The 18,614-nt window shown below is 73.3% G+C and carries 20 protein-coding genes; 11 read left to right on the forward strand and 9 right to left on the reverse strand.

Annotated elements, in window-relative coordinates:
* Positions 1-56: 56 nt before the first annotated feature.
* Positions 57-788: a 4'-phosphopantetheinyl transferase superfamily protein gene (locus GXP74_RS23240; RefSeq protein ID WP_182453177.1), complete on the forward strand. Its 732-nt coding sequence runs from the start codon at positions 57-59 to the stop codon at positions 786-788.
* On the opposite strand, the gene GXP74_RS23245 is transcribed toward GXP74_RS23240, so the two are convergent.
* Entirely contained in the window at positions 733-1,218 is a 486-nt protein-coding gene (locus GXP74_RS23245) for an enoyl-CoA hydratase (protein ID WP_182453178.1), read from the reverse strand. The two genes, GXP74_RS23240 and GXP74_RS23245, sit on opposite strands and share 56 nt — an antisense overlap.
* Before the next feature lie 441 nt (positions 1,219-1,659).
* Between GXP74_RS23245 and GXP74_RS23250 the strand changes: the two genes are divergently transcribed.
* The gene (locus GXP74_RS23250) at positions 1,660-2,187 is read left to right on the forward strand and encodes a response regulator transcription factor (protein WP_225448131.1); all 528 of its coding nucleotides are present in this window, start codon (positions 1,660-1,662) and stop codon (positions 2,185-2,187) included.
* A 9-nt stretch (positions 2,188-2,196) separates the two neighbouring features.
* Here the strand turns inward: GXP74_RS23250 and GXP74_RS23255 are convergent, their stop codons facing one another.
* Positions 2,197-2,958 carry a GNAT family N-acetyltransferase gene (locus tag GXP74_RS23255; protein ID WP_182453179.1) on the reverse strand — a complete coding sequence of 254 codons (762 nt, stop codon included), beginning with the start codon at positions 2,956-2,958 and terminating at the stop codon, positions 2,197-2,199.
* Positions 2,959-3,091: 133 nt separating this feature from the next.
* Between GXP74_RS23255 and GXP74_RS23260 the strand changes: the two genes are divergently transcribed.
* The 5 genes from GXP74_RS23260 (at position 3,092) to GXP74_RS23280 (ending at position 7,936) form a co-directional block, all read left to right on the forward strand.
* Positions 3,092-4,486 carry a PQQ-binding-like beta-propeller repeat protein gene (locus tag GXP74_RS23260; protein WP_182453180.1) on the forward strand — a complete coding sequence of 465 codons (1,395 nt, stop codon included), beginning with the start codon at positions 3,092-3,094 and terminating at the stop codon, positions 4,484-4,486.
* Positions 4,487-4,564: 78 nt separating this feature from the next.
* Complete coding sequence (locus tag GXP74_RS23265; protein ID WP_182453181.1) at positions 4,565-5,107, forward strand: hypothetical protein; 543 nt, start codon at positions 4,565-4,567, stop codon at positions 5,105-5,107.
* Positions 5,108-5,475: 368 nt separating this feature from the next.
* The gene (locus GXP74_RS23270) at positions 5,476-6,207 is read left to right on the forward strand and encodes a hypothetical protein (protein ID WP_182453182.1); all 732 of its coding nucleotides are present in this window, start codon (positions 5,476-5,478) and stop codon (positions 6,205-6,207) included.
* Between the two features lie 45 nt (positions 6,208-6,252).
* Positions 6,253-6,978, forward strand: coding sequence for a hypothetical protein (locus GXP74_RS23275; RefSeq protein ID WP_182453183.1), 726 nt, complete (start codon positions 6,253-6,255; stop codon positions 6,976-6,978).
* A 265-nt stretch (positions 6,979-7,243) separates the two neighbouring features.
* Positions 7,244-7,936, forward strand: a complete 693-nt coding sequence (locus GXP74_RS23280) for a Tat pathway signal sequence domain protein (RefSeq protein WP_182453184.1) — start codon at positions 7,244-7,246, stop codon at positions 7,934-7,936.
* A 25-nt stretch (positions 7,937-7,961) separates the two neighbouring features.
* On the opposite strand, the gene GXP74_RS23285 is transcribed toward GXP74_RS23280, so the two are convergent.
* A complete protein-coding gene (locus tag GXP74_RS23285) occupies positions 7,962-8,888 on the reverse strand; it encodes a diiron oxygenase (RefSeq protein ID WP_182453185.1) in 927 nt (308 codons plus the stop codon).
* Positions 8,889-8,948: 60 nt separating this feature from the next.
* Positions 8,949-9,563, reverse strand: coding sequence for a TetR/AcrR family transcriptional regulator (locus GXP74_RS23290; protein WP_182453186.1), 615 nt, complete (start codon positions 9,561-9,563; stop codon positions 8,949-8,951).
* 60 nt (positions 9,564-9,623) lie between these two features.
* Between GXP74_RS23290 and GXP74_RS23295 the strand changes: the two genes are divergently transcribed.
* Entirely contained in the window at positions 9,624-10,562 is a 939-nt protein-coding gene (locus GXP74_RS23295) for a LysR substrate-binding domain-containing protein (protein ID WP_182453187.1), read from the forward strand.
* Between the two features lie 46 nt (positions 10,563-10,608).
* Here the strand turns inward: GXP74_RS23295 and GXP74_RS23300 are convergent, their stop codons facing one another.
* From GXP74_RS23300 to GXP74_RS23315, 4 genes are all read right to left on the reverse strand, one after another.
* Positions 10,609-12,102: a cytosine permease gene (locus GXP74_RS23300; RefSeq protein ID WP_182453188.1), complete on the reverse strand. Its 1,494-nt coding sequence runs from the start codon at positions 12,100-12,102 to the stop codon at positions 10,609-10,611.
* Between the two features lie 136 nt (positions 12,103-12,238).
* Positions 12,239-12,550 (reverse strand): GNAT family N-acetyltransferase, encoded by a 312-nt coding sequence (locus tag GXP74_RS23305; RefSeq protein WP_182453189.1) that lies wholly within the window; start codon positions 12,548-12,550, stop codon positions 12,239-12,241.
* A 214-nt stretch (positions 12,551-12,764) separates the two neighbouring features.
* Positions 12,765-13,181 (reverse strand): hypothetical protein, encoded by a 417-nt coding sequence (locus GXP74_RS23310; RefSeq protein ID WP_182453190.1) that lies wholly within the window; start codon positions 13,179-13,181, stop codon positions 12,765-12,767.
* Between the two features lie 463 nt (positions 13,182-13,644).
* Complete coding sequence (locus tag GXP74_RS23315; RefSeq protein ID WP_182453191.1) at positions 13,645-14,853, reverse strand: FAD-dependent monooxygenase; 1,209 nt, start codon at positions 14,851-14,853, stop codon at positions 13,645-13,647.
* Positions 14,854-15,033: 180 nt separating this feature from the next.
* Here GXP74_RS23315 and GXP74_RS23320 point away from each other — a divergent pair, with 180 nt between their 5' ends.
* Complete coding sequence (locus GXP74_RS23320) at positions 15,034-16,014, forward strand: TetR/AcrR family transcriptional regulator C-terminal domain-containing protein (protein ID WP_182453192.1); 981 nt, start codon at positions 15,034-15,036, stop codon at positions 16,012-16,014.
* Positions 16,015-16,018: 4 nt separating this feature from the next.
* Positions 16,019-16,867 (forward strand): hypothetical protein, encoded by an 849-nt coding sequence (locus GXP74_RS23325; RefSeq protein WP_182453193.1) that lies wholly within the window; start codon positions 16,019-16,021, stop codon positions 16,865-16,867.
* A 67-nt stretch (positions 16,868-16,934) separates the two neighbouring features.
* Here the strand turns inward: GXP74_RS23325 and GXP74_RS23330 are convergent, their stop codons facing one another.
* Entirely contained in the window at positions 16,935-17,963 is a 1,029-nt protein-coding gene (locus GXP74_RS23330) for a PHP domain-containing protein (protein ID WP_182453194.1), read from the reverse strand.
* Between the two features lie 182 nt (positions 17,964-18,145).
* On the opposite strand from GXP74_RS23330, the gene GXP74_RS23335 reads away from it, so the two are divergent.
* Entirely contained in the window at positions 18,146-18,553 is a 408-nt protein-coding gene (locus tag GXP74_RS23335; protein ID WP_182453195.1) for an SgcJ/EcaC family oxidoreductase, read from the forward strand.
* Positions 18,554-18,614 lie beyond the last annotated feature (61 nt).

The following is an 18,614-nucleotide window of genomic DNA, read 5'->3' on the forward strand; positions in this document are numbered from 1 at the left end:
CCGGTCCGGTGCCCCCGCCCGGTGCGCCGGTCCGCCGGACAGCTGCGGAGCCCCTGGTGGTGGGCTGCGACTGGGCGGGCGTCGAGGTGCCCGAGCGGCTGCTCGGCGACCGGGAGCGTGCGCACGCGGCCGGGCTCGGCGGTCCGCGCCGGGTGGAGTGGGTCCGCGCCCGGCTGACCGCGAAGGCGGCGGTCCGCTGGGCGACCGGTCGCGCCGACGTCCAGCTGCTCCCGGCCGGACCGCACGGGGCGCCCCGGGTACTCGACCGGTCCGGGGCCGCCGTACCGGTGACCGTGTCGCTGGCGCACACGGCGGAGACCAGCCTGTGCGCGGTCGCGGCGGCCGGGGCCGGTCCGTGGATCGGCGTCGACCTGGAGCCGGTGGACCCACGCAACGAGGTGCTGCTGCCCCGGCTGCTGGCCGCCGGGGACGAGGCGGCGGTGCCCCGCCGGGGGGAGCCCGGGCAGTGGGCCACCGACCTGGTGACCTGCAAGGAGGCGGCGCTCAAGGCGTACCTGGCGCCCTCGCTGCGGCTGCGGGACTACCGGCTGGTCCGCCGCCCGCCGGGAGAGTTGTGGGTCCTTGGGCCCGGACCGGGCCTGCCCGACCTGCGGCTGTGGCTGCGCCGCTGGCCGGGCGCCGACGGCGGGGTGCGCGTCGCCGCGCTGTGCGCCCCGGCCGGGGGCACCTTCGGACTGCGGCGGACCACACCCGCCGCGGTGCTCCGCGCCCTCAGTGCCCGACCGGGTCCGGTGCCGCCCCGGTCGCCGTTCCGGTCGCCGCGGTAGGCGCGGATCCCGGGGCGGAGCCGGGTTCGGGGTCGTGGCGGATGACGCCGGAGCACTCGCCGCGCAGCACCGCCTCGCCGTCCTGGTTCAGGATCACGATGTCGAACTCGACGCCGGTGCCCGAGCGGGCCTCGCGCAGGGAGCGGACCGTCACCTCGGCGGTGATCGTGTCGCCCTCCCAGACCGGCCTGAGGAACTCCCACCCCATCCGGCGGGCGATGAAGTCGAGTTCGCCGCCGATCCTGGTGGCGAGCGAGGCGGTCAGCAGGCCGTGCGCCATGGTCCGTTCGGCGCCGGGCAGGTGGTGCTGCCCCTGGTCGCCGACCAGTTCGCCGAACGCGGCGATGTCCTCGGCCAGGATCTCGCGCTTCGCGGTGAGCACCAGTCCGACGCTCAGCGTCGTCCAGTCGTGCGTGGTCTGCTCCGGCACCTGTCCGCCTCCGTGTCCCGGCTGTCCGACGCGCCTGTCGGCGCACATCGCCGACCACCCTAGCGACCGTGGGCCGCCGCCGGGGCCCGACGCACCTGGGAAATCCTCCCATTCGGCCCCCGCCTGACGGTGGTGTTTCCGCGGAGTTCGCCGGGAATCCCTGGCGGAGCCACCCGGGAACGGTCGGGGGCGCGCCCGGCGGATTCCGGGATCACCACGCCCACGGCGGCGGTTGACGGAAACCCCCGCGCACGCGTAGTTTCTAGCATCGGCGGGGACTCCCACGTGCGGCCCTGGAATTCCCCTGGCGATTCATGGAGCCCGTCCACGGCACGGATGAGAAATCGAGCCGTCCCGTTCCCCCGGCAGCCTTTACCGATGTGCGGATCTTCCTTACACCCACGGTCTTTGTCATGACGATCGTCCAGCGAAGGAGCACATATGGACCCCCTCCGTCAGCCGACCGCGCGAACAGCGTGGCCGACCACGTTGACGCCACGCGAACTGGGTGTGCTGCGGCTGGTGGCACAGGGTCTGACGAACCGGCGGATCGCCAAGGACCTCGCCATCTCCGAGAAGACCGTCAAGAACCACCTCAGCGCCATCTTCCCCAAGATCGGCGCGGCCGACCGCACCCAGGCCGCCCTCTACGCCGCGCGGACCTGGGCGCCCGCGCGGCACAGCGGGGTTCCGCCGGTGAGCCGTCAGAAGGCATTAACAGCAAGATCATTGACGCTGCGTCAGTTAGGTGTGCTACGACTGGTCGCGCAGGGTCTGACGAACCGGCGGATCGCCAGAGACCTCGCCATCTCCGAGAAGACCGTCAAGAACCACCTCAGTGCCATCTTCCCGAAGATCGGCGCGGCCGACCGTACCCAGGCCGCCCTCTACGCCCTGCGCGCGGGCCTCACCCAGCCCGCCCCCACGTCGCCCAGCGGCCCGGGGTGCTCGGCGGTGAGCCCCGGTTGAGCCTCCCCGTCAGCGGTGGAGGAAGGAGTGACTGAGGCCGAGCCTGGTGAAGCCCCGGCGGGCGTACCACTCGCGCGGCCAGTCCTCCAGGTCCGCGGTGAGGAAGAGCCACGGGATCCCGGCGGCGGCGGCCAGCGCCAGGCCGGTCGCGAGCAGGGTGTCGCCGTGGCCCTGCCGATGGTGCGGCGTGGCGGTGACCAGGTCCTCCAACTGGGCCAGCCCGGCGACGGGATCGAGGTAGAGGTCGGTCCAGGCCGCGATCTCCCCGTCCGGCGTCCGGGTGGCCAGGAAGAGCACCTTCTCGGCGCCGCGCAACCGGGCGGTGCGGCGCTCGGTGAGCTCCCGGGCGAGGTCCTCGTTCGGGCTCCACTCCAGCTGCTGGCGGAACACCGCCGTTCGCAGCTCGGCCAGCTCGACCTGGTGCGCGGCGGGTTCGGGCGGCGCGCAGCCGGCGGTCTCCCTGGCCAGGACCAGCTCGGTGTCCCTGCTGTAGCCGGCCGCCGCCAGTACCGGGGTGGCTCGCGCGCCGAGCGCCTCGTCGAGCACCGTGATCCGGTACTGCCGACGCGTCCCGAGGCCCCGCACGGCCAGCCCGGGCAGGGCTGCCGGGTCGGCGTCCGGGGTCTCGACGATCAGTTGGTTGTGCTCCTGGGAGCGGGAGAAGTCCGGGTCGCGAACCGCGAAGGCCCCGGGTAACTCGACGATTTCAGCGGCCTGACGACGGGCGAAGGCGGCGCGGAAGGCGGTCACGCGCTCAAGCAGATCCGACACCCCGTCATAGTCGACCCACCCGCTGCCGCAGGCAACCGCTTTTCCTCGGCCCCGCGGACCCCGGCAGTACGATGAGCCGCTTTACAGTCGGCCGCAACGGCGGGCCGGTACACATCTCCGGGGGACGACGGACATGGACGAGTGGGCCGCAGGCGCGGGAGCCGAGGAGCAGCCGGACCAGGAGGAGCAGCCGGAGCAGGAAGAACGGCCGGACCAGGAGGAGCGGCGGCCGCCGCGCTCGCGCCGGGCCCGCCGGGTGCGGGCGGTCGCGGTGGGCGCGGCCGTCGCGGTACTGGTGGTGGCGGGTCTGGGCGCGGGCGCCTGGTGGCTGGCACCGTTCGAGTCGGTCTCGGGACCGCACGGCCCGTTTCCGGCGGAGGCCTCCGCGCCGCTGGTCGCGGGGCCGGTCCGGTCCGGCTTCGGCACCGACCCGGTGGTCGTCGCCGGGCTGCTGGTCGAGCGTCACGGGGACGGGGTGAGCGCGGTGTCGCCCGCCACCTCCGCCGTGGTGTGGCGGCTGTCGCGTCCCGGCCGTCCGACGGTGGTCTCCGTCGGCGCCGCCGGCGACCGCTACGCCGCCGTGCTGTGGAGCGACGGCCGACTCTCCTTCGTCGACGCCCGCACCGGCAGGCACTGGGACACCAGCGCCCCGCTGCCGCCGTCCGGGAGCTGGGACGACGAGCCGGACGGCGTCGACACGACGATGGAGGGCTTCACCACGGCCGACGGGACGGCGCGGATCGCGCTGGCGTCCGCGTCGGCGGTCACCGCCTTCGACGCGGCGGACGGGAAGCGGGCCTGGACGTACCGCCTGCCCGACAGCTGCCCGGTCCAGCAGATGGCGCCGTCGCCCGCCGCGTCCGGTGACGGCGACGCACAACTGGCCCTGTGGACCACGTGTCCCTACGGCGACCTGACGGCCGAGCAGGTGCTCGACACGGCGACCGGGGTTCCGGTCGCCGCACTGCGAGGCCTGCACGGTGAGGCGCTGCTGCCCACCGGTACCGGCGACTACCTGCAACTGCCGCTGAACGGCAATGTCGGGGAGGACGCCCGGCTGCTGTCGGCAACCACCGGGGCGCCCGGGTACACCTTCCCGTTCAACGCGGGTCACAGGGCCGCGGGCAGTGGACTGCTGGCCTTCGTGCCCTACGACACGGCCACCTCGGTCGCGATCTACCGGGCCTCCGACGGCGCCCTGGCCTGGACCCGGAACCTCGGCACCGCGCGAGTCTTCGCGCAGGTCCTCGACGTCGCGATCGCCCCTGGTGGGATCGTCCGGGTCATCGTCCGCGGCGAGGTCGGCGACGCGGTCACCGTGGAGTCGTACAGCGCGACCGGCCGACACCTGGGATCCCTGCCGCTGCATCCGTTCGACACCGGCGGCCTGCCGTACTTCGCCGGGGAGGCCGACGGCGTCCTGATCGTCGGCGACTACAACGCGCTCTCCGCCATCGGCTCAAGGAACGGCCCGACCTCGGCCCAGAGCGCGTTCATGCTGATCACCGCCGCCACGGGCACGCACTGATACCCAGCCAGGACGGCTGTCACCGGCGGGGGCGGGCCCCCGGTGGAACCCGTTCGGCCGTCGCCGCGTCAGAACGGCATGACCGGGTCGGGAAAGCTGCTCAGGAACGCCTCCACCGCCGCCGCGCTCTGCGCGGCCGCCGTCCTGCTGGCCGCCTGCGGCTCGGCGCGGGCGGGCACGGCCGACTCCTCCGCCGCCGCCGTGGCGGCGACCCGCCCCGCCTCCGGCCCGGCCTCGCTGATCCCCGACGACGTGGTCTCGATCCACGTCATCGCGTTCCTTCCGCCGTCGGGGCGCGGGTGCTGCCCCGGCCCGACGGGGCCCGGGCGACAACTCGCCACGGTCACCGACCGGAGCAGGGTGGCGCTCGTCGCCCACGAGTTGAACGCCCTGGGGTACGGAACGGGTGCCGTGCCGTGCCCGCCCTCCAACGGCAGCCACCTGGAGCTCGACTTCTACTCCGCCGGGCACCCGAAGGCACCGTCCGCCACCGCGGTCGTGAGCCGCGTCGGCTGCGGCGGGGTGCTGCTCTCCGCCCCCGGCCGCCACTTCCTCGTCCACCAGGGCTCGGTCCTCGACACCGTGTCGCACGATCTCGGGCTGACCTTCCGCACCCGCTGACCGCGCGCCGTGCCACGCGGCCGGAAGCGGTGCAGTCCGGGCGGAAGTTATATTTCATACCTCAGCTATATAAATGGGACATAATAGAGAGTATCTCGGATATAGCTATTTACCCATGTAAAGCGAACAAAATGGCGGCTTGACAGTCCGCGAGGCAGCGAATAAGAATCCGGAACACGACATTCCGCCTCGCCCCGAGGACGACCGTGTCCAGTCAGGAAAACCTGACACGAACCCGCGGTGTCACCGCCGTCCCCTGCCTGCCGACCGGGCCGGGGGAATCCCCTTCCCACGACGGCCTCGCCCTGCCCGCTCCCGCCACGCGTGGGTCAGCCATGCCCGTACGCGCCGCACCGGAGGCTCCGCCTATGCCCGGCTCCATACGTTCGTCGATCGTTCCCGCCCGCCGAGCCGCCATCGGCGTCCTCGTCGCCGTGGCCGCCGCGCTGGGCGTCGGCGGTTGCGGAAGCACCGCCCACAGCGCCACGACCGCGGTCCTGGGCGGCGCCTCGGCGCCCCCGTCCACCGCCCCCGCCACGGCACCGGCCCCGGTCTCCGCTGCCCGGCTCTCGGCGGCCCAGCTGCCGGACGGGGCCACCGAGAAGTGGCAGGCCATCGCTCCGGCGAGGGCCCAGCCGGTGTCCGGGCGAGGTGTACAGGTCAACGAGTGCGCCACCGTGCACGGCGCCACCACCTGGCAGCAGCTGGCCTACGCCGGCGCCTACGGGACACCTGCCGAGCAGGACGTGTTCAGCTTTCCCAGCAGTGCCGCGGCACACGCCGCCGAACAGGGCCTGGCGGCTCAGATGGACGCCTGCCAGAGCACCTCCCGGACGCTCCAGTCGACGTCCCACGTCGTCGTCGACGCGCGGGTGGCCCGGACCGCCTCAACCCCCCAGGGCGCCGCCTGGTCGCGGCAGTGGACCGGCGTCGAGGGCCTGTCGGCCGCCGGGCCGCAGACCGACCACCTCTACACGGTCCAGGTCGGCAGCACGCTGGCGGTCGTCCACTTCGACCAGTGGGCCGCGAGCCACACCGCCCCCTACAGCACCCGAGCCGACCAGGCGCTGCTCTCCGCCGTCGCCCGGCAGCTCGGTTGATCCCCCGCACCACCTCTCCCCCCCCGGAACATCCTGGAGTCATCCATGCCCATCCACCTGCCCTCCCTTCGCCGGTGCCTGACCGGCGTCCTCGGGACCACCATCGCCGCCTCCTGCGTGCTCGCCGCCTCCCCTGCCCAGGCCGCGACCACCACCGGCGGCACCATCACCCGGGACCAGGTCATCCAGCGCGCCCAGAGCTGGGTGAGCGAGGACGTGCCCTACAACCAGGGCGCGTACTACACGGACAGCAACGGCTCGTACCGTGAGGACTGCTCCGGCTACGTCTCCATGGCCTGGAACCTCAGCTCCAGCATGGTCACCCAGACCCTGCCCGAGGTCTCCACCCCGATCGACAGCTCCCAGCTGCAACCCGGCGACGCCCTCGACTACACCGCGGAGCACGTGATCCTCTTCGGCGGCTGGGTCGACCAGTCCGCCGGGACCTTCACCTACTACGCCGAGAACAACCCGAGCCAGCTGACCAACAGCTACCAGGGCAACCTCGACGCCAGCTCCCTGGACGGCTGGCCCACCAGCGACTACACGCCGCTGCGCTACGACAACATCACCGGTACCGCCAGCGGCACCCCGGCGCCCGCCAGCACCGGCACGCCCGCGACCGCCACCACCACGGCGGCCACCACCACGGCCACGACGGTCGCCACCGGCAGCACCTCGCAGACCCAGCACTCGGACGCGGGCACCCACCGGTGGCACACCCCGCGCCACCGCTGGACCGCCGCGCACAGCGGCCACCGGGGACGCTGACCCAGCCGACCGACCCGGTCGACCGACCCGGCCGCCCTGATCCACAGGGCCTTTCCGGCTGGTCCCGCCGCTCGAAGCGGGCCCGTCGGCCGACCGGATCCGGGGGCATCGGCACGGGTGACCGTGCCGAAACCGGAGCCGACCCGATTGTCCGGTAAGCATCGGGTCGGAGGTGGGTGTGTGCTTGTACGCTCAGGCCGATTGCCCTGCCTGGACGCCGGGGCGGGTGATTCGCAGCACCGCCACCCAGGAAGGACGACCACCCATGCGCTCCCTCCGCTACTCCCTGCCCGCTCTCCTCGCCTGCGCCCTGGCCACCGTCGGCATGACCGGGACGGCCCACGCCGCCCCGTCCGCCGCGGCGACCCCGGTCCTGTCGCTGTCCGCGCTCGGCGGCCCCGCCGCCAACCCCGGTGACCTGCTCACCTCCTCGCTCACCCCCGGCACCACGCTCAGCCTGACCAGCACGCCCAGCGGCGGCCAGGGCCTGTTCTGCCAGCAGTCGGTCTGGGGCGGCCAGTTGCTGGCCAACCCGCCGCTGCCCGGGCCGGCGGTGATCCGGCTGCTCAACCCGCTGACCATATCGGCCTGCACCGACAACTCGCCGACGGTGACCGCGGTGACCGGGGTGGCCGTCTCCGGCCTGCCGCAGACACTCCAGGTCACCGGGGTGGGCGCGTTCCCGCTGCAACTGCTGCCGACCTCGGGCCCGTTGCAGATCACCGTGACGCTGGCCACCACCGCGGCACCGAGCGTGGTCTGCACGTACCAGGCGCCGGGCCCGCTGACCGGCAACACCGCCCTGGGGTCCTCCCCCTGGCGCTTCGTCAACCAGCAGTTCAACCTGGTCAGCGGACCGCTCCCGGCCTGCGGCACCACCCCCAACGGCTTCCTGACCGCGGCCTACAGCCCGGTCATCGACACCACGGCCGGTGGCGCCAACGTCTTCGTGAACTGACGGACACGCCCGGGGCGACCCGGGCTCAGGGCAGCAGGGCGGCCCGCCGCCACATCGGCGCGGATCGGGAGTCGATCATCCCGAGGTCGGTGAAGAAGGCGACCGCCTTGCGGGCCCAGTCGGCCTTGGCGGCCCGCCACTCGGGATTGCCCGCGGCGGCCGCCCGGGCCTGCCGGGGGTCGAGTCCGACCAGCGAGTAGACCCGCGGGTGGATGGTCTCGTTCACCGACTGGACCGCGAGCACCGCCAGGGCCTGCCGGAACAGCGCCCGCCCGGCCGGGCCCATCCGCGCCCAGCGGCGCTCCAACTCCGGCTTGGCGTAGCCGATGTGGCGGGCCTCCTCGATCACGTGGATCCGCGCCACGGAACGGGCGAGCGGTTGCAGGCTCTCGTCGCGGATCATCTCCCGCTGCATCGCGTCGGTGTACTCCTCGACGAATATCGCCCCGGCGAAGGTCATCGTGGTGTCGTTGAGCAGCATGTGCAGTTTGCCGAGCCGCGAGGCGCGGCGCGAGGGGCGGGCCGAGGGATAGCCGGTACGGGCGATGTACTTGGCGAACATCGTCGAGTGGCGGCACTCGTCGGCCACCTCGGTCAGCGCGTACTGGCCGTGACGGGTCGTCAGATCACTGTCGTAGACGTGCCGGACCAGACCGTCCATCAGTACCAGCTCGAACCAGATCCCGGCGGAGGTGACGCTGGCGAGCTCGTACACGCTCAGCCGGGCCTGCTGACGGGGCGTCATTTCACGCCACAGGTCCGTCCCGTAGAGCGAGACCCGGTGGGCGGGTAGGGCGAACAGGTCCGGGTCGATCGGCGCGTCCCAGTCGACCTCGGTCAGCGGGTCGTGCGAGTGCCTGGCGGAGGCCCGCAGCAGCCGCTCGGCGTTCTGCTCGCGGGCCGCGCGGGTGTCGGCGGGTGGGAGGGCGACAGCGGATGGGGTGTCTGGCACGGTACTGCTCCAGTTTCTACTTGTGGGCCGCTAACTCGTGGGCCGTCAGCTCGTCGACCGTCAGCTGGACACGGGCGGCGGCGTGCCGCCGAGCGCGCGCAGCGCGAAGGAGATCAGGGCCGGAATCAGGTCGGCCGGGGCACGGCCGTCGGCCAGGGGACCGACCAGGGCCTCGCCGACGCCGCCGACCAGCAGCGCGGCGGTCAGCTCCGGATCCTGTGCGGGCAGCCGCCCGGCGGCCACCCCCTCGGCGATCCGGTCGGCGATCACGTCGCGGAAGGCCCGGCGGAACACCAGCCGCTCGGCCTCCACCTCCGGGTCCACCGGTTCGGCGAGCAGGGCGTAGGCCAGCCGCGGCGCGCCCAGGGCCCGCCCGGCGAAGGTGCCGATCACCGAGGCGACCTGGGCGTGCAGGTCACCCTCGAAGGCGGCGGCGGCACGGACCGCGGCGACCTCGCGGCCGACCACCGAGCGGAACAGCTCGGCGACCAGCTCGGCCTTGCTCGGGAACGACCGGTACACGCTGCCGGTGGCGATCCCGGCGCGGTCCGCGACGGCGGCGACCGAGCAGGCGGCGTAGCCGCGTTCGGCGAGCAGTTCGGTCGCGGCGGCGAGCACCGTCTCACGCTGGGCGTCGAGCCGGGCTTGCACGGCTGCTGTCCTCCGGTAGGCCATGCCAAGAAGTGAAGCACTGATTCACTGCTTCATCAAGACCGTCCGGCATAGGCTCTGGGGATGAACTTCACCCTGGTGCAGCTGCGCTATTTCGTGGCCGCCGCCGAGCTGCGGAGCATGACCGCCGCCTCCCGCGAGCTGGTGGTCGCCCAATCCGCGGTGTCCTCGGCGGTCGCGCACCTGGAGCGGGAGTTCAAGGTGCAGCTGCTGGTGCGGCACCACGCCAAGGGCCTGTCGCTGACCCCCTCGGGCGAGCGCTTCCTCAGCGAGGCGCGGGAACTGCTGGCGCAGGCGGCGGATCTGGCCGCCGGGGCGCAGGGGCTGGGCGGCTCGCTGGTCGGGCAGCTGTCGGTGGGCTGTTTCGTGACCCTGGCGCCGTTCGTCCTGCCCGCGCTGCTCTCGGGTTTCGCGGAGCGGCACCCGGGCGTGTCGGTGCGGCTGCTGGAGGACGAGACGGCGTCGTTGCAGGCGGCGCTGCTGGCGGGGCGCTGCGAGCTGGCGCTGCTGTACGACCTGGGGCTGTCCGACGAGCTGGAGGTGGAGCGGCTGGCGCAGGCCCGCCCGTACGCGATAGTCGGCGCCGGGCACCCGCTGGCCGCGATGGGCCGGGTGCCGCTGCGGCTGCTCGCGCCGGAGCCGATGGTGCTGCTGGACCTGCCGCACAGCCGCGAGTACTTCGCCGCGCTGGTGGCGCTGACCGGCCAGGAGCCGACGGTGGCGCACCGCAGCACCAGTTTCGAGATGGTACGGGCGATGGTGGCGGCCGGGCGCGGATTCGCGATCCTCAACCAGCGCCCGGCACACGACCTCACCTACGACGGCGGCCGGGTGGCGGTACTGGAGCTGGACAGCGAGTCGGCGCAGGAGCTGCCGTCGCTGCCGGTGGTGCTGGCGCGGGCCCGCTCGGTGCGGCCCACCCGGCGCGCGGAGGCCTTCGCGGACGCCTGCCGCGGCCATTTCCGCGACGGGCCCGCCTTCAGCGGGCCCGGCACGCCCTGAGCCGGTCCCGTCGGCCGCCGACCGGGGCGGCGGCGACGCCGGGGGCTCAGTCCTCGCCGACGGCGGCGAGCACCGGCTCGCGCGGCGCCGCTTCGCGCTCCCGGCCGCGCCGGGCCACCAGCAGGTACAGCGGCACCGTGACCACCAGGCTGACCACCCAGGACAGGTCGGTGCCGCCCAGGGCGTCGGCGATCGGCCCGGTGTACATGGTGGTGGCCATGAACGGCACCTCCACCAGGAATCCGACCAGGTACACCCCGATCGCGCCGACGCTGTAGCGGCCGTAGATCCCCCCGTCGGACCGGAAGAAGGACGCCACGTCGTAGTCGCCGCGCCGGACCACGTAGAAGTCGATCAGGTTGATCGCGGTCCAGGGGATGAAGAAGTACTGGAGCACCGCGATGAAGTTCTCGTAGTTGGCGAGGAAGCTCCCGCCGGAGAACACCGCCGCGAGGGCGGTGGAGAACAGCGCGATCCCGGTCGCCAGCAGCGCCCGCACCCCCGGCGTCGGCAGCCAGCGCTCGGCGAAGGTCTGCACGGCGGTGACCGCGGTCAGCACCGCGCCGTACAGGTTGAGCGCGTTCGAGGTGGCGGAGACGACGAAGAAGCCCAGCAGCACGATCCGGCCGAGGGTGCTGCCGAGGATCGGGTTCAGCGCCGCGATCACGTCCCCGCCCGGCTTGATCATCAGCGCGATGACGATGCCGATCAGCATCATCAGCACCGAGGAGAGCACCGATCCGGCGTAGCTCCACCAGAAGGTCCCGCGCAGACCGGCCGCGGTGGCGGGCATGTAGCGGGAGTAGTCGGAGACGTAGGGCGCGTAGGCGATCTGCCAGAGCACCGAGACCGAGACCGCGCCGAGGAAGCCGGACCAGCCGAAGCCGCCGACCCGCAGGAAGTCCCCGGGCAGTCCGTGCACCAGGATGCCGACGAAGACGGCGATGGTGAGCGGGATGAACGCGTAGGTGGCCCAGGCCGAGGAGACGTGGATGTAGCGGTAGCCGAAGACCGTGATCACCAGCCCGGCCACGGAGACCAGCACGATCGCCGGGGTCGTCGGCAGCCCGCTCCACACCCCCTGCAGCGACTGCGCGCCGGTGACCAGGGTGGAGGCGAAGAAGCCGACGTACATCACCAGCACCAGCGCCACCACCAGGATGGTGCCCCGGATGCCGAACTGGCCCCGGCTCTGCACCATCTGCGGGACGCCGAGTTGCGGTCCCTGCGCCGAGTGCAGCGCCATCAGCACGCCCCCGGCCAGGTTGCCGAGGAGCAGGGCGACCACGCTCCACAGGAAGTCCAGCCCGAAGACCTGCGGCCCCAGCGCCCCGGTGATCACGGTGAGCGGACCGAGGCTGGCGTTGAACCAGATCCCGAACAGGCTGACCGGGCGGCCGAAGCGCTCGTGCGCCGGGATCACCTCGATGGTGTGCTGTTCGATCAGCGGCTGCCCGGCCGACTGCTCCGCCGTCCGGTCGGCGGCCTGGTCGGCGGCCGTTCCGGAGTCGTTGCCGGATCTGCCCGGTGATTGCGCCATGTGCCCACCCATCCCGATGCCCGTGTGTGAGCGTTGATTCTGCGGGGGTCGCATCGGGGCTGTACAACAGCGGTTTCCGCTCCAATGCATCTGTCCAGCAGATGCAAAGCGGCGGAAACCAACGGAACATCCGGGGTTAACCCGGCTCGGTGGCGAGCAGGTCCTGGTAGTCCGGGTGGCGGTCGATCCACCCGGCGTAGAAGGGGCAGGAGGCCAGCACCTTGCTCCCCTCCGCCCGGGCCGCGTCCAGCGAGGTCCGGGCCAGCGCCCCGGCCACCCCGCGCCCCTCGAACTCCGGCTCCACCTCCGTGTGCACGAAGGCGATCAGCCCGCCGCTGCGGACGTACTGCGCGATCCCGGCGAGCACCCCGCCCACGCGGGCCTCGTACCGGTCGGCCCGGGGGTTGTCGGTGACCTCGACGGCGGGGGTGGTGCTCGGTTCGCTCACTGTCCGGCCTCTGCTTGTCCGTGACGCACGCGGCGGCGCGCGGGGTACCCGCAAACCCCGACGCCCTGGTCCGGCTCCAGCCTGGCGCCCCGACGGCCCGAGCGCCAGCCGGACCGCGCACCGGCAGCGCGCACCCGACCGGTCGCCGACCGGCACCGCGCACCGGCAGCGCGGTCCGGGGACCGCGCGGCCGGTGCCGCCGTCAGCGCTCAGGTCACCGCCACAGGCGCCTGCGGGTCTGCTGCTCGGCCCGCGTGCCCTGGCCGTCCAGGTGCCCGACCAGTTGCGCCACCTCCTCGACCGGGCGGCGGGCCGCCGCCGCGTGCAGCGCGACCGCCGCGCGGTCGTCACCGAGCAGCGGCACCATCACCGCCACGTCCTCCACGGTGCGCAGCGCGGCGGCCGTGTCCAGGATCTCGCGGGCGTAGGTGAACTGGTCGCCGCTGTTCAACAGCCCCACCAGCTGGGCCAGTTCCTCGACCGGGCGGCGGGCGGCGGCGGCATGCAGGGCGGTCGCCGCCTGCACCGTGCCGAGCAGCGGGACCAGGTCCGCCACGTCCTCGACCGGCCGCAGCGCGGCGGCCGTGTCCAGCACCTCCTGCGCGTGGGTGCTCTGGTCCCCGCTGTTCAACAGGTCGACCAGTTCGATGAGTTCGGAAGCGGGTCGCTGAACCGCTACCGCCCGCAGCAGGGGCCCGGGGCCCCTGCGGTCGCCGGGTGTGGTGTTCGGGGGGATGTCCGCAGACCCTGCTCGGGCCTGAGTCTCGTCGGGTATGTGGTGGTCGTCTGCGGACATGGCGCGAGCCATCTGGTGCCTCCTGCTACTGGCAACTCGTGGTGATCAGCCCTGTTGGGCGTCGGTCGAGCCTTCGGTTGCCAAGGAGCCGTAGCGGGGTCGCTGACCCGGCGTTCGACTTTTCCATACCATCCACGCTTGGACGGGATCGCCTTGGGCGACCCGGCTCGTCGGGAAGCGGGTTGCTTCGCCGTGGGGGCCGATTCGTACCGGCCCTCTCCACCAGCATGCGGAGCGTTCGGCGCACCGCCAGTCGGGCACGGCGTCCGGGCGAGCACCGACGGTAGTGCGCCGGGCGCTACACCGCGGCCGGAAGCGCGTAGTCGGGCAGCGCGATGTCCCCGGCCTTGGCGAACTGCGCCGCCATGATGTTCCGCATCGGCCAGTGGTTCATGCCGCGCATCGACAGGGTGCGCGCGCCGATGGCGAAGGCGCTGCGGGGCGCGTAGCCGGAGGCGCCGCCGGGGGGCAGTTCCTGCGCCTGGCTGACGTAGGGCCGCATCACCCGGTCGTACCCGGCGAAGGCGGCGCGGTGGTCGCCGTCGGCGGCGGCCAGCTCACCGGCCAGGACGTACCCGCCGACCATCGCCAGGCTGGTGCCGAGGCCGGTCAGCGGCGTCGGGCAGTAGCCCGCGTCGCCGAGCAGCACCGCCCGGCCGCGCGACCAGTGGTCCAGTCGCACCTGCCCCATGGAGTCCAGGAAGAAGTCGGACGCCGAGCCCATCGCCCGCAGCAGTCGCGGCACCTTCCAGCCGAGGCCCGCGAAGCGCTCGGCCACCACCCGCCGCTGCGCCTCGGGGTCGCGGCGGTCGTAGCCGATCGGCCCCGACCGGAAGCTCAGGCTGACCTTGCTCTGGCCGGGCAGGCGGCCGGGGCGGGCCGAGGCGACCAGGCCGCCGGGGGCGTTGTACATCTGGAACCAGCCGTCGAGGTCGAGGTCCTCGTCCACGGTGAACCAGGCGGTGTGGACGCCCAGCGGGCTGAGGAACTCCGCCTCCGGGCCGAAGGCCAGCGAGCGGACCACGGAGTGCGGCCCGTCGGCGCCGACGACCAGCCCGAACCGGCGCGGGGCGGCCTTCTCGAAGGTGACGGTCACTCCGTCGGCGTCCTCGCGCAGCCCGGTGACGCTGTCGTCGAAGAGGTACTCGGTGTCGGGCAGGGTGGCCTCGTACAGCAGTCGGCCCAGGTCGTCCCGGAGGATCTCGATCTCGGAGACGATGCCCTCGCCGCCGAAGGCGTCGGCGGGCATCCGGGCGGCGATCCGGCCGGACGCCTTGACCAGCGCCAGCCCGCGCTGGTCCACGCTCAGCTCGCGGACCCGGCCCAGCAGACCCATCCGGTCGACCACGGTGCGGCCCGCGCCGCGCACGTCCACGGTCTGCCCGCCCGGCCGCAACCCGGGGGCCCGCTCCACGACGGTCACCGTGAAGCCTGCCTTGCGTAGCCAGTACGCCAGGGTCGGACCGGCGATGCCGGCCCCGGAAACAAGAATGTCGGTGTTCTCCATGGCCCCGAATGTACGCTGTACGCATCGCCCTCGCAAGCAGGTAACCTGGAGAGCCAAAGCGGAACCGGTAGTGCTAGTGCACTGATGCACTACAGCAGCCCTGGCACTGGCGCCAGGCAGCCCCCGGCGGCGGCTAGAGTGGGCACCCGGGAACCGGGTGCACTAGTACGGAGGAGCGGCATGGAACAGCGGGAAGCACCGCGCTACAGCCGGATCGTGTCCGAGTTGCGGCAACGGATCGAGGCGGGCGAGCTGGCGGCCGGCCAGCGCGTGCCCTCGACCAGGGAGATCACCCGGCAGTGGGGGGTGGCCATGGCCACCGCGACCAAGGTGCTGGCCGAGCTCCGCCGCGAGGGCCTGGTGCACGCGGTCCCGGGCGTCGGCACGGTGGTCTCGGTCGGCGGCACGCCGCGCCCCGCCCCGGCCGAGCGTCCGGCCGGGCGACCGGCGGAGCGCCGCCGGAGCGCCCCCGACCAGGCACTCTCCCTGGAACGGATCGTCATCGCCGCGATCGCGGTCGCCGACGAGGAGGGGCTGGCCGCCGTCTCGATGCGCCGGGTCGCCGCCGAACTCGGGGTGGCCACCATGTCGCTCTACCGGCACGTGGACGACAAGGAGGCGCTGCTGACCCGGATGATGGACGCCGCCTTCGCCGGGCAGCCGCTCCCGGCCGACCCGCCGGAGGGCTGGCGCGAACGGCTCACCCTGGCCGCCCGGCTGCTGTGGGAGATGTTCCAGCGGCACCCGTGGCTGGCGCCCGCGCTGTCGGTGACCCGCCCGCAGCCGGTGCCCAGCGCCCTGCCCTACACCGAGTGGGTGCTGACCAGCCTGGACGGCCGGGGCCTCGACCTGTCGACCATGATGACCACGCACATCACCCTGTTCAACTACGTGCGCGGCACCGCCGTCAACGTCGAGCTGGAGACCGAGGCCGAGGCGGCCAGCGGCCTCGACAACGACGCCTGGATGGACAGCCAGGAGCCGGCGCTGATGGAGGTCATGGCCAGCGGCCGGTTCCCGACCCTGCGCCGGCTCCTGCAGGGGGGCTACGACTTCAACCTGGACCACCTCTTCGAGTTCGGCCTGCAACGGCTGCTCGACGGAGTCTCGGGACTGATCGAGCCCGCCCCCTCCGCGGGCGAGCGCCTTCTCCTAGAGTGACCGCATGACGCTACCTGCCAGTAAGCGCTGTTTCCGGGCGCTCAACCCGCTGCACACGCTGATCTACTTCGTGCCCGAGGCCGAGGAGGAGTACACCGCCGCCGGGCTGCGGCCGGGCCGGATGGGCTACTTCGCCAGCCGGTCGGCCGCGCTGGGCGCCGTCGGCCCGGGCCCGGTGGCCGCGACCTTCTTCAACTTCAAGCCCGCCCTGGTGGCGCGTCACCTCCCGCGCGCCTGGACGCTGGCCACACCGGAGCAGGTGCTGGCCGCGCGGCTGCGCGCGGTCGACCGGGCACTGACCCGGCTGCTCGGCGCCGAGGCGCTGGCGGACCCGGCCGTCGCCGAGGCCGCCGAGCTCGCCGGGGCGGCCGCCGCCGCGTGCACCTTCGAGGGCCGCCCGCTGGCCGCCGCGCACGCCGAACTGCCGGTGCCGGAACCCGCGCACCTGGCCCTGTGGCACGCCGCGACGGTGCTGCGCGAGCACCGCGGCGACGGACACCTGGCCGCGCTGATGACCGCCGAGCTGGACGGCCTGGAGGCGCTGGTCACCCACACCGCCACCGGGAAGGGCTTCAAGGCGGAGTTCGCCAGGGTCAGCCGCGACTGGTCGCAGGAGGAGTGGGACGCCGCGGTGGAGCGGCTCCGGGCACGCGGCCTGCTCGACCGGGAGGGCGCGCTGACCGAGGCCGGGACGGAGCTGCGCCGGGGCATCGAGCGGCAGACCGCGCGCCTGGCCGCGGGCCCGTACGAGCGCCTGGGCGAGAAGGACCTGGAGCGTCTGGCGGAGCTCACCGCCCCGCTGGCCACCGCCGTCCTCGCCAACGGCGCGATCCCGTCCGGCCCCTTCGCCTGACCGCGAGCCCGGCGCCGGGACGGGCCCGGGCGGGGCTGCCGCAGGGCCGACGGGGTGAAGTCTCACCCTAAGCCCGAGGTTCGGACTCCCCCGCCCGGGTCCACTCCAGCAACTCCTCCGCCGTCCAGGTGTTCACCACCCGCTCCGGCGGGACGCCGCACTCCTCGGCGCGGGCGCAGCCACGGATCTGCCAGTCGAGCTGGCCGGGGGCGTGCGCGTCGCTGTCGACCGCGAACAGGGCGCCCGCGTCGACGGCGAGCCGCAGCAGCCGCCGGGGCGGGTCCAGCCGGTCCGGGCGGCTGTTGATCTCCACCGCCGTCCCCGACTCCGCGCAGGCGGCGAAGACCTGCTCGGCGTCGAACCCGGACTCCGGTCGGCGTTTGCCGCCGAGCAGCCGCCCGGTGCAGTGGCCGAGCACGTCCACCAGCGGGTCACGGACCGCGGTGAGCAGCCGTCGGGTCATCGCCTCCGGGGCCATCCGCAGCTCGGAGTGGGCCGAGGCGACCACCAGGTCCAACCTCGCCAGCAGCTCCCGGTCCTGGTCCAGCCGCCCGTCCGCGAGGATGTCGCACTCGATGCCGGTGAGCAGCCGGAACGGTGCCAGCTCGCGGTTGACCCCGGCGACGACCGCCAGCTGTTCCCGCAGCCGCTCGGCGCTGAGCCCGCGCGCGATCCGCAGTCGGGGCGAGTGGTCGGTCAGCACCGCCCACTCGTGGCCGAGGTCGCGGGCCGCCCCGGCCATGGTCGCGATCGGGCTGCCGCCGTCGGACCAGTCCGAGTGCAGGTGGCAGTCGCCGCGCAGCGCGGCCCGCAACCGCCGCCCGCCGTCGACCAGCGGGGTCCGCGCGCGCTGCTCCAGGTCGGCCAGGTACGCCGGGGTGCGGTCGGCGGCGGCCTCGGTGATCACCGTCGCCGTGGTCGGTCCGATGCCCTCCAGCTCGGTCAGCCGCCCGGCCACCGCCCGTCGCAGCAGCTCCACCCGCGGCAGTCCGCGCACCACCTCGGCCGCGTGCCGGAAGGCCGCGACCTTGTAGGTCGGCGCGTCGGCGCGCTCCAGCAGGAAGGCGATCCGTTCCAGTGCCACAACCGGTTCCATAGGTCACCTGTCCCCGGAGCGGCCCACTCCATGCCCATAGGCCGACAGAATGGGTGAAACCGGACCCTTTGCCGGAGCTTCAGGTTTTCCTCGGCCCAGCGCGACGAGTTCCGGCGCTCCCGCCGGTATGTACTGGTGGGCCTGTCGCAGGCCATGAGGATCCGAGCAGCAGGGAGCGAACGATGACTGTGACCCGAACACACGACGAGACCGCGATCAGGGGCGTCCTGGAGGGTGTCTACCGGGCCTGGGACGCCGGTGACGCGGAGGCCTTCGTCGCGGACTACCGGGAGGACGCCACCGCGATCCTGCCCGGTTCCTACCGCAGGTCCAAGGAGGACGTCCGGGCGGACATGGCCGCCGGCTTCGCGTCCTACCTCAAGGGCAGCACCACCGTCGACCGGCTGGAGAGCATCCGCTTCCTCGGCGGGAACGCCGCGGTCGTGGTGAGCGAGACCGGCGTCAGGTTCCCGGGCGAGACCGAGGTCCCCGCCGAGCGCGTCGTGTACGCGACCTGGGTGCTGGAGAAGCGTGACGGCGCCTGGCTGCTCGTGGCCTACCACAACAGTCCGGCCGTCCTGCCGAGCTGACCCCCGCGGCGCGCGTCCCGCGTCCCGTCCCGGTCGGCCGGGCGGGGCGCGGGGCGGCTGC

The organism is Streptacidiphilus sp. P02-A3a, assembly GCF_014084105.1.
Classification (GTDB): Bacteria; Actinomycetota; Actinomycetes; order Streptomycetales; family Streptomycetaceae; genus Streptacidiphilus.